10 protein-coding genes are annotated in these 13,338 nt (G+C 67.7%); 2 read left to right on the top strand and 8 right to left on the bottom strand.

What is annotated here, in order from left to right; all coding sequences use genetic code 11:
* Positions 1 to 63: 63 nt before the first annotated feature.
* The 8 genes from OG241_RS17225 to OG241_RS17190 all read right to left on the bottom strand — a co-directional run bounded on the left by OG241_RS17225 (position 64) and on the right by OG241_RS17190 (position 10,564).
* Positions 64 to 1,860, bottom strand: a complete 1,797-nt coding sequence (locus OG241_RS17225; protein WP_405816318.1) for a pyridoxal phosphate-dependent aminotransferase — start codon at positions 1,858 to 1,860, stop codon at positions 64 to 66.
* A gap of 160 nt (positions 1,861 to 2,020) precedes the next feature.
* The gene (locus OG241_RS17220) at positions 2,021 to 3,145 is read right to left on the bottom strand and encodes an aldose epimerase family protein (protein WP_405826270.1); all 1,125 of its coding nucleotides are present in this window, start codon (positions 3,143 to 3,145) and stop codon (positions 2,021 to 2,023) included.
* A gap of 31 nt (positions 3,146 to 3,176) precedes the next feature.
* On the bottom strand, positions 3,177 to 4,421 hold the full coding sequence (mmsB, locus tag OG241_RS17215; protein ID WP_405816317.1) for a multiple monosaccharide ABC transporter permease: 1,245 nt from the start codon (positions 4,419 to 4,421) through the stop codon (positions 3,177 to 3,179).
* The gene (gene mmsA / locus OG241_RS17210) at positions 4,418 to 5,968 is read right to left on the bottom strand and encodes a multiple monosaccharide ABC transporter ATP-binding protein (RefSeq protein WP_405816316.1); all 1,551 of its coding nucleotides are present in this window, start codon (positions 5,966 to 5,968) and stop codon (positions 4,418 to 4,420) included. The genes mmsB and mmsA overlap by 4 nt, the downstream gene beginning before the upstream one ends.
* A 32-nt stretch (positions 5,969 to 6,000) precedes the next feature.
* Complete coding sequence (gene chvE, locus OG241_RS17205; protein ID WP_405816315.1) at positions 6,001 to 7,107, bottom strand: multiple monosaccharide ABC transporter substrate-binding protein; 1,107 nt, start codon at positions 7,105 to 7,107, stop codon at positions 6,001 to 6,003.
* 145 nt (positions 7,108 to 7,252) lie between these two features.
* Positions 7,253 to 8,221: a hypothetical protein gene (locus tag OG241_RS17200; protein WP_405816313.1), complete on the bottom strand. Its 969-nt coding sequence runs from the start codon at positions 8,219 to 8,221 to the stop codon at positions 7,253 to 7,255.
* A 184-nt stretch (positions 8,222 to 8,405) separates the two neighbouring features.
* On the bottom strand, positions 8,406 to 9,410 hold the full coding sequence (locus tag OG241_RS17195; RefSeq protein ID WP_405816312.1) for a zinc-binding dehydrogenase: 1,005 nt from the start codon (positions 9,408 to 9,410) through the stop codon (positions 8,406 to 8,408).
* Positions 9,407 to 10,564, bottom strand: a complete 1,158-nt coding sequence (locus OG241_RS17190; protein WP_405816311.1) for a mandelate racemase/muconate lactonizing enzyme family protein — start codon at positions 10,562 to 10,564, stop codon at positions 9,407 to 9,409. Before OG241_RS17190 ends, OG241_RS17195 begins: the two co-directional genes overlap by 4 nt.
* A 498-nt stretch (positions 10,565 to 11,062) precedes the next feature.
* On the opposite strand from OG241_RS17190, the gene OG241_RS17185 reads away from it, so the two are divergent.
* Both OG241_RS17185 and OG241_RS17180 read left to right on the top strand, forming a co-directional pair.
* Positions 11,063 to 12,079 carry a LacI family DNA-binding transcriptional regulator gene (locus OG241_RS17185; RefSeq protein ID WP_405826268.1) on the top strand — a complete coding sequence of 339 codons (1,017 nt, stop codon included), beginning with the start codon at positions 11,063 to 11,065 and terminating at the stop codon, positions 12,077 to 12,079.
* A gap of 246 nt (positions 12,080 to 12,325) precedes the next feature.
* Positions 12,326 to 13,327, top strand: coding sequence for an ABC transporter substrate-binding protein (locus tag OG241_RS17180; RefSeq protein ID WP_405816309.1), 1,002 nt, complete (start codon positions 12,326 to 12,328; stop codon positions 13,325 to 13,327).
* Positions 13,328 to 13,338 lie beyond the last annotated feature (11 nt).

Here is a 13,338-nt window from a genome sequence, read left to right as displayed (position 1 = left end):
TGGCCCTCCGCGCGCAGCTGGGCGACAGGGCGTCGATCTACCGGGTCGTCCAGAGGACTGTGCTCAGCCCGCCTGTCCCATGCCCGCCGCGTTGGGCCAGCTCTGGGCGGCCGGCCAGCCCGTTGCCGGGGCCGGGGTGAGGCCCGGGCCGGTGGTGCCGCGGACCTGGGCGGCCGTGAGGCCGTTGCGGGCCGGGACGCCGGACGGGGTGGGCTGCTGCGGGGCCATCGGTTGCTGGCCCATTGGTTGTTGGCTCATCGGCTGCTGAGGCTGCTGAGGCTGCTGAGGCTGCTGGGGCTGCTGCATCTGAGGCTGCTGCTGCTGCATCTGCATCTGCATCTGCGGCTGGGGGATCTGGGGCTGCGGGACCGGCTGCGGTTGTTGCTGCTGCATGGGCGTCTGCATCTGCATGCCCTGACCGCCGTAGCTCTGGGCGCCACCGCCCCCGCCGCCGTAGCTCTGCGCGGACATCGCCGCCGGCATCTGCATGCCGCCGGAGCCGCCGGACTGCATGGCGGCCGGCATCTGCATGGGAGTCGGCAGCTGCATGGGGGCTGCCATGGGGGTCGGCATGCCGGTACCGGCTGCCACGGCGGGTGCGAAACCGCCGGGCATACCGGTACCGAGGGCCTGAGCGGCTAGGCCCGGCATACCGCCCCCGTTGGTGGCACTGACCAGCCTGTCCACCGCCGCCGTGCCCGAGCTGTAGTTGGTCCCTGCACTCAGCTCGGGTACGGCGGCTCCCTTCCTGGTCCCGTAGAGCACCTGTTCCAGGCCGGACACCAGGCGACGTACGTCCACCTGGGGGCGCACCACGAGACGCAGGAAGCGACTGGACGAGCCGATCTTGTTGCCGCACTCGCGGACCAGGATGCGATGCTCGGTGAGCATCCGGTCCCGGACCACGGTGCCCTCGGCGCCGACGGGAAGGCGCACGAAGAGGAAGTTGCCCTGTGACGGGTAGACCGTCAGGCCGGGCAGCGAGGAGAGCTGGCTCGCCATGTCGAGGCGGTCACGGCGCACCTGGTGGAGGCTCTGCATGTACTCCTGGCCGTGCTCCTTGAGCATGAACACCACGTACTCGGCGAAGGCGTTGAGGTTCCACTTCGGCAGCATCGAACGGACGCGGCCCGCGAGCGACGGGTTGGCGACCATGTAGCCGAAGCGGATGCCGTGCAGACCGAAGTTCTTGCCGAGGCTGCGCAGGACGATGACGTTGGGGCGCATCATCGCCTCCTGCACGACGCTCGGTTCGGCCTCCGCGTCGGCGAACTCGAGGAACGACTCGTCGATGATGATCAGGTCGAGGTCGGCCATCGCGTCCATGAACTGCACCAGCGCGTGCTTGTGCAGGAAGCCGCCGTCGGGGTTGTTCGGGTTGCAGATGACGGCGACCCGGGTACCGCGCGCTCGGATGAACTCGGCGTACTGGGCGAGGTCGAGGTTGAAGCCGTTGGACTCCTGGAGCGGGAACATGTCGACCCGCTTGCCGGTCTCCATGGGCTGGTCGGTCCAGCGGCCGAAGGTGGGGACGGGGACGGCGAGGGACTCACGGACCAGCAAGTGGTCGATCCAGGTGATCAGTTCGGTCGAGCCGTTGCCCATCGCCACGGCCTGCGGCGGCAGTTGGAGCAGATTGCACAGCTCGGCGGTGATCGTGTCGGCGCTGCTCGGGTAGTACGTGATGATGTCGCGCAGCCGCGCCGCCATGGTGTCCATCATGGCCGGAGTGGGGAAGTAGGGGTTACACGGGATACAGAAGTCGACCGGGCCGGTCCCGTCGCTCTCTCGCGCGAGCGCAGCCATCGAGGGGCTGTGCGCCGCCGTGCTGCGAAAGAGCGAGGTGACGTTGTCGGCCATGGAACCTCCGTATGTGGCGGACCCGTTGGGGAGGACGGGTCCTCCAGCTCTGGGTGGCCCGCGCGGGGGAGCGCGGGCCACACCTGAATACGGATGGCTGTGAGGCGCTGTTCAACCGCTGTGGTTTCGACGCAAAACTGTGAAGCTCCTGTGAAGCCGGTCACTTGTCGAACGAGTGGACCGTGGTCGTGCGGTAGGTGTCGCCCGGCCTCAGCACCGTGGACGGGAAGTCCGGCCGGTTCGGTGAGTCCGGGTGGTGCTGGGTCTCCAGGCACAGCGCGTCGCCCTGCCGGTGGATGCTGCCGCCGGTGCCGACGAGGGTGCCGTCGAGGAAGTTGCCCGAGTAGAACTGCAGGCCCGGTTCCGTGGTCGCGATCCGCAACGTGCGGCCGGACGCCGGGTCCTTGAGGGTGGCCACGTGCTCGGGCTCCGCGGTGACGCCCTTGTCGAGCACCCAGTTGTGGTCGAACCCCTTGGCGTACAGCAGCTGTTGGTCGGCGGCACGGAGGTCGGCGCCGACCGTCTTGGACGCGCGGAAGTCGAAGGGGGTGCCCGCGACCTCGGCAAGTTCACCGGTGGGGATCAGGCCGGCGTCGACGGGGGTGTAGCGGGCGGCGGCGATCTCCAGCACGTGGTCGTTGATCGAGCCGCCGCTCTCGCCGGCCAGGTTCCAGTAGACGTGACTGGTGAGGTTGACGACGGTGACCCGGTCGGTGGTGGCCTCGTAGTCGATGCGCCAGTCGCCGTGCTCGGTGAGGGTGTAGGTGACCTTCGTCCGCAGGGTGCCGGGGAAGCCCATCTCGCCGTCGGCGCTGGTGCGTTGGAGGACCAGGCCTGCGTCGGTTCCCTCGGTGAAGGGCTCGACGTCCCACACCTGCTTGTCGAAGCCCTCGGTGCCCCCGTGCAGGCTGTTCTCGCCGTCGTTGACGGACAGTTGGTGGACCGTGCCGTCCAGCGTGAACCGTCCCTCGCCGACACGGTTGCCGTACCGGCCGATCAGGGCGCCGAAGTAGGGGCTGGAGGCGACGTAGTCCTCGATCGTGCCGAAGCCCAGGGAGACGTTGGCGTACCGGCCCTCGCTGTCCGGGATCTCCAGGGACTGCACGATCCCGCCGTACGACAGGACCTTCAGACGGGTGTCGCCGTTCTCCAGCGACCAGCGGTGGATCTCCGTCCCGTCGGAGAGTTTGCCGAAGAGTTCCTTCACCGGGTGCTTCACCGGGTTCCTGCCTCTCGTGCTCTCGTGTGCTGTCGTGCGAAACGCCGAAGGGCCCCGCGGACGCAGTGTCCGCGAGGGCCCCTCAGGACTTGCTTGCCTACGAACCGACCTTGCGCTTGTTCCACACGTCGAACCCGACCGCCGCCAGCAGGGCGAGGCCCTTGATGACCTGCTGCCAGTCGGTGCCGACGCTGAGAAGGTTCATACCGTTGTTCAGTACGCCGAGGACGAGACCACCGATGATCGCGCCGAGGACGGTGCCGACACCGCCGCTCATGGACGCTCCGCCGATGAACGACGAGGCGATCGCCTCGAGTTCGAAGCTGAGGCCCGCCTTCGGAGAGGCCGCGTTCAGCCGGGCGGCGACCACCAGGCCCGCCAGGGCCGCGAGCACGCCCATGTTCAGGAAGACGAGGAAGGTGACCTTCTTGTCCTTGACGCCGGACAGCTTCGCGGCCGGCAGGTTGCCGCCGATCGCGTAGATGTGACGGCCGAAGACCGCGTTGCGCATCACGTAGCCGTAGCCGACCACCAGCAGGGCCAGGACGATCAGGATGATCGGCGCGCCCTTGTAGCTGGCGAGCAGCATCGTGACCGTGAGGATCGCGGCGGTGATGGCGACGAGCTTGAGCAGGAAGAGGTTCCTGGGCGCCACTTCGAGGGCGAACTCCTGCTGCCGCTTGCGGTCGCGGACCTCCTGGATGACCGAGAAGGCGATCAGCGCGAAGCCCAGCAGCAGCGTGATGTTGTGGTAGTTGGTGTCCGGGCCGACGACCGGCAGGAAGCCGTTGCCCATCTTCTGGAGGCCGTCCGGGAACGGGCCGAGCGTCTGGCCCTTCAGGAGCATCTCCGTCAGACCGCGGAATATCAGCATGCCCGCGAGGGTGACGATGAAGGAGGGGATGCCGAGGTAGGCGATGAGGAAGCCCTGTGCCGCGCCGGCCGCCGCGCCGATGGCCAGGCACAGCAGCAGCGCGAGGGGCCACGCCATGCCGTGCTGCACCATCAGCACGGCCGCGAACGCGCCGGTGAACGCCGTGAGGGAGCCGACCGACAGGTCGATGTGACCCGCGATGATCACCAGCATCATGCCGATCGCGAGGATCAGGATGTAGCTGTTCTGGAGCACCAGGTTGGAGACGTTGCGCGGCAACAGCAGGTCGCCGTCGGTCCACACCTGGAACAGGACCACGATCAGGCCGAGGGCGATCAGCATGCCGTACTGGCGCATGTTGCGGCGCAGGCCGTCCAGCACCAGCCGGAGCAGCCCGCCGCCCGAGGCGGACCCGCCGTCCTTGCCGGGCGGCGCGGCGGCCGGGCTCTTGGTCACATCGGTGCTCATCGCGTTACCTCTTTGTCCTTCGTCATCTGACGCATCAGCACTTCCTGCGTGGCCTCGGCCCGCGGGAACTCGCCCGTGAGCCGCCCGGCGGCCATGGTGTAGATGCGGTCGCACATACCGAGCAGTTCGGGCAGCTCGGAGGAGATGAAGACGACCGCCTTGCCCTCGGCCGCCAGCTGGTCGATGACCGTGTAGATCTCGTACTTGGCACCGACGTCGATACCGCGCGTCGGCTCGTCCAGGATCAGCACGTCCGGACCCGCGAAGATCCACTTGCTGAGGACGACCTTCTGCTGGTTGCCGCCGGAGAGCTTGCCGGCCAGCTCGAACACGGTGGGGGCCTTGATGTTCATGGACTTGCGGTAGCCCTCGGAGACCTTCCGCTCCTCCTGCTCGTCGACGATGCCGCGCTTGGCCACCTTGCTCAGGGCGGTGAGCGAGATGTTGCGGTTGATCGTGTCGATGAGGTTGAGGCCGTAGTGCTTGCGGTCCTCCGTGACGTAGGCGATACCGTTGTCAACCGCCTCCGCGACGGTCTTCGTCCGGATCTCCTTGCCGTCCTTGAGGACCGTGCCGCCCGCGTACCGGCCGTAGGAGCGTCCGAAGACGCTCATCGCGAGCTCGGTGCGGCCGGCGCCCATCAGGCCCGCGATGCCGACGATCTCCCCGCGCCGCACCTGGATGGACACGTCGTCGACGACCTTGCGCTGCTGGTCGATCGGGTGGTGCACGGTCCAGTCGCGGATCTCCAGGGCCGGGGCCGCGCCCTGCTCCGGCTCGTGCGGGGTGCGCTCGGGGAAGCGGTGGTCGAGATCGCGGCCCACCATGCCGCTGATGATCCGGTCCTCGGTCGTCTCCGCCGACTTCACGTCGAGCGTCTCGATGGAGTGCCCGTCGCGGATGATCGTCACCGAGTCCGCCACCTTGCGGATCTCGTTGAGCTTGTGGGAGATGATGATCGAGGTGATGCCCTGGTTCTTCAACTCCAGGATCAGATCGAGGAGTTTGTCGCTGTCCTCGTCGTTCAGCGCCGCCGTCGGCTCGTCGAGGATGAGGAGCTTCACCTTCTTCGACAGCGCCTTCGCGATCTCCACGAGCTGCTGCTTTCCCACACCGATGTCGGCGACGCGGGTCTCCGGGTGGTCGCTCAGACCCACCCGGCGCAGCAGTTCCGTGGCGTGCCCGAGGGTCTGACGCCAGTCGATGAACCCGCCCTTGGCGTGCTCGTTGCCGAGGAAGATGTTCTCCGCGAGGGAGAGGTACGGCGACAGCGCCAGCTCCTGGTGGATGATGACGATGCCGTGCTGCTCGCTCGCCCGGATGTCCTTGAAGGAGCAGATCTCTCCCTCGAAGAGGATGTCCCCCTCGTAGCTGCCGTGCGGATGGACACCGGAGAGCACCTTCATCAAGGTGGACTTCCCGGCGCCGTTCTCACCGCAGATGGCGTGGACCTCGCCCTGACGGACGGTCAGTGAGACGTCCGACAGCGCTTTGACACCGGGAAAGGTCTTGACGATCGAGCGCATTTCCAGGACGGGTCCCGCCATGGTCTTGCCTTCCAATCCTTAAGGTTCGACGCTTACTTGAGCTGGTCGGCCGTGTAGTAGCCGTCGTCGACGAGTTCCTTCTCGTAGTTCGACTTGTCGACGCTGACCGGCTGCAGCAGGTAGGCGGGGACGACCTTGGTGCCGTTGTCGTACGACTTGGTGTCGTTGATCTCGGGCTTCTTGCCGTTGAGCGAGGCGTCGACCATGTTCGTGGCGACCTGGGCGAGCTTGCGCAGGTCCTTGTAGACCGTCATCGACTGCTCACCGGCGATGATCGACTTCACCGAGGCCAGCTCGGCGTCCTGGCCGGAGATGACCGGCAGCGGCTTGGCCTTGCTGCCGTAGCCGTCCGACTTCAGCGCGGCGAGGATGCCGATGGAGATGCCGTCGTAGGGCGAGAGGACCGCGTCGACCCTGCCGCTCGTGTACGTCGAGGTGAGGATGTCCTCCATGCGCTTCTGGGCGGTGGCACCGTCCCAGCGCAGCGTGGTGACCTTGGTGAGCTCCGTCTGACCGGACTTGACGACCAGCTTCTTGCTGTCGATGTACGGCTGGAGCACGCTCATCGCACCGTTGAAGAAGTACTTGGTGTTGTTGTCGTCGTTGGAGCCGGCGAACAGCTCGATGTTGAAGGGGCCCTTGCCGGCGGCCAGGCCGAGCTTGTCGGCGAGGTAGGTGGCCTGGAGCTTGCCGACCTTCTCGTTGTCGAAGGACGCGTAGTAGTCGACGTTCTTCGTGCCGAGGATGAGGCGGTCGTAGGAGATGACCGGGATCTTGGCGTCGGCGGCCTGCTGGAGCACGTTGTTCAGGGACTTGTTGTCGATGGCGGCGATGATCAGCGCCTTGACGCCCTGAGTGATCATGTTCTCGATCTGGTTGACCTGCTGGTCGGGGTCGTCCTCCCCGAAGACCAGCTTGGTCTTGTAACCCTTGGCCTTGAGGTCCTTCTCGACGTTGGCGCCGTCGGTGATCCAGCGCTCCGAGGACTTGGTGGGCATCGAGATACCGATGGTGCCGCCCTTGGCGCTGTCCCCGCCGCTGTCGCTGCCACCCTCGCCGCTCTGGCCACAGGCGGTGAGGGAGAGAGCGAGGGCAGCCGAGGAGGCTATGAGGGACAGTGCGGCTCTGCGAGTACGCATGATCATCATCCTTGATGTCGTGAGGCCAGGAGCGGTCTGGCGGGTCGGGTGCCCGGTCGGTTGGGCGAGGGAGCCCGGAGAAGAGAGAGTCGTGTCGGAGTCTGTGCGACTGCGTCGGCTTTTGTTAAGGGCGTTGTCCGTAACGTTATGCAGGTGTTTCGAACCGCTTCAGATCGCCGGGCAGCCGGGAGCCGAGCGGCGCCATGTCGCCGTCCGCGCCGTGCCGTGCGAGCAGGTCCAGGGCGAGCCGGCCGCGCCGCACTCTCTCCTTGGCGGTGTTCAGCGCGAGGTCGCGCAGGTGGTTCCCGTAGGGGTAGATCCCGGGAGCCTTGGACAGCCCGAACTTCAGGTAGAGCGGTGCGCCGCGCCGGATCAGCTCGGCGACCTCGTACATCCGGATGTAGCCGCCGAGATCGTCGGGGGCCTCGATGTACATGTCCATGGGAGCGGCCGACACCCGCCGGATCTCGGTGAGATGATCGAGCGTCAGGTCGCTCGGCACGTTGATCGAGTCACCGCCGAGGTTCTCGTACACGGCGTACGCGGCCGGGTTCACCGGCCCGATCAGCGCCGACACCTTGAGCGTCGTCTCGGCCGGGATGATCCCCGCGAGCCGCGCCCGGTGCAGGGCCCACAGCACGCCCTCGTCGGCGACGAGCAGGCACTGCACGCCCAACTCGGTCGCGCGTACGGCGTCTTCCACGCACCCGGCGACCGCGTCGTGACCCCGGGCGCGCAGCCCGCCGCCCTTGGAGTCGGTACGGGTGGAGCCGCCGATGTCCCAGGTGCCGCGTGGACCGGTGAACAGGCAGAGCTCGATGTCCCGTTCGGCCGTCGCCTCCACCATCTCGGTGATCTCGGCGTCGGTCAGCATCCAGATACCGCTGCCCTGGCTGACCCGGTGGATCGGCACGTCGAGGCGCGAGGACTCCTTGAGGACCACACCGAGGGCCTCGGGACCCTCCACGGAGGGCACCTCGGTACGCCAGCGACCGCCGCCGGGGAAGGCGTGCGGAGAGGCGTCGGCGGGATCGAGGGCGGGCGCACCCAGGCCGAGCGCGGCGAGCGCCGTCTCTCCGGGGCGTCGGGCTGCGGAGGCGTTGGTGTCGGTCACAGTCTGTCCTTCAGGATCGGCAGGTCCGGCGGATTCGCGAGGTCCGGCAGGTTCGCAAGGTCCGGCAGGTTCAGCGGGTTCGGTATCTCGGACGAGGTTCGCGGCTCTGGTTGCACAAGACTTTGGGTGTACGCCGGTACGGAGTCGTCAGGTACCCCGTACCGGCGTACGGCTCAGGGGTGTGTCATGGCCGCAGCAGGACCTTTCCGACCTTCGGGTCGCCCGACCCCACCAGCTCGATGGCCTGCGGAAACTCCTCCAACGGCAGCTCGTGCGTGACCAGCGGCAGCGGATCGAGGAGCCCGGCCCCGAAGACCCGTACCGTGTGCGCCCAGGCGTCCGGCGCCGCACCGAACACGGTGTGCACCTCCAGCTGCCGTACGACGAGATCCGTCGGGTCGAGCCCGTCCGCACCCGCCGCCGGGATCCCCGTGAGGACCAGCCGGCCGCCGCGCCGCAGCAGGGCGGCGGCGGTGACCGCCGCGTCCGCGGAACCGGCGGTCTCGATGACGACGTCGAAGTCGCCCGGGAGTTCCTGGTCCTTCGTGAGGAAAGCCGTGGCGCCGAACTTCTTCGACAGCTCGGCCCGGTCCGGACGTGTCCCCACGACCAGCAGCTCGGACGGCGAGCCCGCCTTCAGGAACTGAATGGCGAACATCCCGAGCGTGCCCGTGCCCACCACGGCGACCCGCTCACCCGGAACGGCGTTCGCCTTGAGCGCGGCGGCCGCGATGCACGCGGCCGGCTCCAGCAGCGCCGCCGCCGTGAGATCCGCGTCCTCGGGCAGAACGTGCAGCAGACGGGCGGGCAGCGTCAGCGTGGTGGCCATCGCGCCGGGCTCGGTGAACCCGGTCTCCTCGTACCCGGCCGTGCACAGCGTGGTCTCGCCCGCGTGACAGCGGTCGCACACCTGGCAGTTGCGGAAACCCTCACCAACCACCTTGCGGCCTACGAGAGTTGACGGAACCCCCGCCCCGACCGCCGCCACCGTGCCGGACCACTCGTGACCCGGTGTGAGGGGGTAACGGACGTACCCCTCCGGCCTGTTGCCCTGGTAGACCTCGCGGTCGCTGCCGCAGATCCCGACGGCGTGGACCCGTACCAGGGCCTCGCCGGCCTCCGGCTGACGAGGCTCGTGCGGCACGACTCGGTGCACGCCCGGAGCCTCGATCACCACGGTGCTGCTCACTCGGTCCCCTTGGGCTTGCGCTGCTCCCAGCCGTCTGCCCAGAGGTCGAACCGTGCCTGCTGCTGCGGGAACTCCGCCGCCGCGTCCACGTCCAGCTCGACACCGAGGCCGGGCTTGTCGGAGAGGTGGAAGTAGCCGTCCACGACCTCCGGGGCCCCCGACACGATCTTCTTGATCTCCGCGTCCGCGAAGTCGTTGAAGTGCTCGAGGATCTTGAAGTTCGGGGAGGTGAACCCGACCTGGAGGGAGGCCGCGGTCAGCACCGGTCCGCCCACGTTGTGCGGCGCGACCAGCGTGTAGTGGGTCTCGGCGGTCGCGGCCAGCTTGCGGGTCTCCCAGATGCCGCCGATGTGGCCGACGTCGGGCTGGATGATGTCGACGGCCTGGCTCTCGAACAGCTCCCGGAACTCGATCCGGTCGTGGATCCGCTCACCCGTGGCGATCGGGATGTCGACCTTGGCGGCGACCTTCTCCAGCGCCTTCAGGTTCTCCGGCGGGCACGGCTCCTCCAGCCACGCGGGCTTGAAGGGCGCCAGGTCCTTGGCGAGACGGACGGCGGTGGAGGGCGAGAAGCGGCCGTGCATCTCCAGCATCAGCTCGGCGTCCGGCCCGATGGCGTCACGCACGGCCTCGATCAGGGAGACGGCGTACATGCTCTGCTCGTGGTCCAGCTCGAAGTGGCCGGTCCCGAAGGGGTCGATCTTGAGCGCCTTGTAACCGCGCTCCATGACGCCCTGCGCCGCCTTGTGGTACGCCTCCGGGGTGCGCTCGGTGGTGTACCAGCCGTTGGCGTACGCCTTGACCTTGTCGGTGACCTTGCCGCCGAGCAGCTGCCACACCGGGACGCCGAGGGCCTTGCCCTTGATGTCCCAGCAGGCCATCTCGATCACGGCGATGCCGGACATCACGATCTCGCCGGCCCGGCCGTAGTCGCCGTACTTCATGCGCTTGACCAGATCCTCGACAGCGAACGGGTCGGAGCCGAGAATGTGGTTGGTCTTGGCCTCGTGCAGATAGCCGAGCAGCGCGTCGGTGTGGCCCAGCATGCGGGTCTCGCCGACGCCGGTGAGTCCCTCGTCGGTGTGCACCTGGACGTAGGTCAGGTTCCGCCACGGCGTCCCGACCACGTGCGTGCTGATTCCCGTGATGCGCACGGTACTCCCTAGTCCTCTTGGTCTGTTCGAGATTTCGTCACTTGTTCGAAATGCTGTCGCGACAGTAAGGATGCTTCGGGCAGAGTGTCAATGGGTCGAACAAACAACCCTGCGCGTGTCTTGGACAACGGTCATCCGTTCCCACATCTTCGCGGTGACACCCCTCCTGGCCTTGGCCTGCCGCGTTATCCAACCGTGACAGCCTCTCTGACGCAGCCCTCTTGACCGCCGTCGATTGTTAGCGCTCACAATGACCTCCGCATTCATCAGTCGTCGACCAACGGCATCTGGGGGAAACACGAGCGTCATGTCACCAGTGCCCCAACTCGCCGTTCCGTCCAACGCCTTACGGCTATCCGGAAGCCCGGAGTGAGGCCGGCGGCGCGGCGACGACCGCCCGCACCGAAGGACTTATCCGCAGACGACCGCCAGGGAGGTGCAGCCGTGACCCCGTCGCAGACCAGTTCCCAGCCCTACGCGCAGTTCCGGCCGCCCACCATGGCCGACGTGGCACGCCAGGCCGGCGTGTCCCACCAGACCGTGTCCCGCGTACTGGGCGACCACCCCAACGTGCGGGACGAGACACGGGCCAGGGTGCTGCAGGCCATCGAGGAGATGGGCTACCGCCGAAACTCCTCCGCACGGGCGCTGGCGACCCGGCGCACCCTCACCCTGGGTGTGGTCGCCTCCAACACCACGCTCTACGGGCCGGCCAGCACCCTGTTCGCGCTGGAGGAGGCCGCACGCGCCGAGGGGTACCTCGTCTCGACGGTCAGCCTGCGCGAACTGAACGTCGAGACGGTGTCCGAGGCCATGCACCGGCTCAGCGAGGGCGGGGTGGAGGGAGTGATCGCCCTCGCCCCGCAGCGGTCGGCGGTCGAGGCCCTCACCGAACTGCGCCACCCCTTCCCGGTGGTGGCCGTGGGCACCGGCTCCGGTGTGGAGATCCCCAGCGTCAACGTGGACCAGCGACTGGGCGCGCGGCTCGCCACCGGCCATCTGCTGGCCACCGGCCATCGCACGGTCTGGCATCTCGCCGGGCCCGAGAACTGGCAGGAGGCGGTGGACCGGGCCGACGGCTGGCGCGCCACCCTCGAAGCGGCGGGCATCGAACCTCCGGCGCCGCTGCGGGGAGACTGGAGTCCGTTGTCGGGCTATCGTGCGGGCCAGCAACTGGCCGGCTGGGTGGGCCGTGGCCTGACCGCCGTCTTCGTCGCCAACGACCAGATGGCACTGGGGGTGTTGTGGGCGCTGCGTGAGGCGGGCGTGCGCATCCCCCAGGACGTCGCGGTGGTCGGTTTCGACGACATCCCGGAATCGGAGTTCTTCGCTCCGCCGCTCACCACCGTCCGGCAGGACTTCTCGGCGGTCGGCAAGCAGAGCATCGCCCTGCTGCTGGACCTGATCGAGGGCCGGCCCCCGTCCGGGACGTCCCGGGTCGCCATCGAACCCCAACTCCTCGTCCGCGCCAGTACTTTCCCCTACGCCCCTCAGTCGGCGACCGCTCCTGGCTGAGGGGGCACCGACCCGTTCGACGATCGTCCTCACCCTCTCAGGGTGGCCGATATCTCGAACAACGATCGACAGGTTGGACGTATCGCGACCTGTCACACCGAGCCCCACGAGTAACAAAAAGAACCACCGGCACCACCAGCACCACCTGTACGACCAGCACCCCCCATGAGCTCCACCAGCACCACCAGCACCACGAGTACCAGCGGGCCCATCACCGGGCCGGCGGCTCTTCAAAGGAGAAGACACATGCTCAACAGAAGGAACTTCCTCACCGCGGCGGTCGGCGTGGCGGCTGCGACGGGCCTGGCGGCCTGCGCCAAGAAGGACGACGGCGACTCCACCAGCTCCGGCGGTGACGGCAAGATCGTCCTCGGCTTCTCCCAGGTCGGCTCGGAGAGCGGCTGGCGCAGCGCCAACACCGACTCGGTGAAGGCCGCCGCCAAGGAGGCGGGCTACAACCTGAAGTTCTCCGACGCGCAGCAGAAGCAGGAGAACCAGATCTCCGCGATCCGCAGCTACATCACCCAGGGCGTGGACGTCATCGCCTTCTCCCCGGTGGTCGTCACCGGCTGGGACGCGGTGCTGAAGGAGGCCAAGGCCAAGAAGATCCCGGTCGTCCTCACCGACCGCAGCGTCGAGACCTCCGACGAATCCCTGTACGTCACCCTCGTCGGCTCCGACTTCACGGCGGAGGGCCGCCGCGCCGGCAAGATCCTGGAGAAGGTCCTGGAGAAGGCCGGCCACAAGGGCCCCGTCAAGATCGCCCAGCTGGAGGGCACCACCGGTGCCGCCCCCGCGATCGAGCGCGCCAAGGGCTTCAAGGAGGTCATGGACGCCGACCACGCTTCCGACTGGAAGATCGTCGTCAGCCAGACCGGTGACTTCACCCGCGCCGGCGGCAAGCAGGTCATGGCCGCCTTCCTGCAGTCCAACCCGGACGTCAACGTCCTGTTCGCGCACAACGACGACATGGCCATCGGCGCCATCCAGTCCATCGAGGCGGCCGGCAAGAAGCCCGGCAAGGACATCCTGATCGTCTCGATCGACGGCGTGAAGGACGGCTTCATCGCGATGTCCGAGGGCAAGATCAACGCCATCGTCGAGTGCAACCCGCTGCTCGGCCCCCAGCTGATGGAGGTCGTGAAGAAGGTCAAGGACGGCGAGACGGTCGAGCGCTGGATCAAGACCAAGGAGGGCGACTTCATGCAGGACCAGGCCAAGGCCGCCCTGCCCACCCGTAAGTACTGACCCACCGCACC

It is taken from the genome of Streptomyces sp. NBC_01390, from assembly GCF_045040105.1.
GTDB lineage: Bacteria > Actinomycetota > Actinomycetes > Streptomycetales > Streptomycetaceae > Streptomyces.
This window is presented reverse-complemented; position numbering and strand designations above follow the sequence as displayed.

Bases quoted from the DNA above. Each gene is read 5' to 3' on its own strand.
- OG241_RS17180 (WP_405816309.1), top strand. From the start codon at position 12,326: ATGCTCAACAGAAGGAACTTCCTCACCGCGGCGGTCGGCGTGGCGGCT.
- mmsB (WP_405816317.1), bottom strand. From the start codon at position 4,421: ATGAGCACCGATGTGACCAAGAGCCCGGCCGCCGCGCCGCCCGGCAAG.
- OG241_RS17185 (WP_405826268.1), top strand. From the start codon at position 11,063: ATGGCCGACGTGGCACGCCAGGCCGGCGTGTCCCACCAGACCGTGTCC.
- chvE (WP_405816315.1), bottom strand. From the start codon at position 7,107: ATGCGTACTCGCAGAGCCGCACTGTCCCTCATAGCCTCCTCGGCTGCC.
- mmsA (WP_405816316.1), bottom strand. From the start codon at position 5,968: ATGGCGGGACCCGTCCTGGAAATGCGCTCGATCGTCAAGACCTTTCCC.
- OG241_RS17225 (WP_405816318.1), bottom strand. From the start codon at position 1,860: ATGGCCGACAACGTCACCTCGCTCTTTCGCAGCACGGCGGCGCACAGC.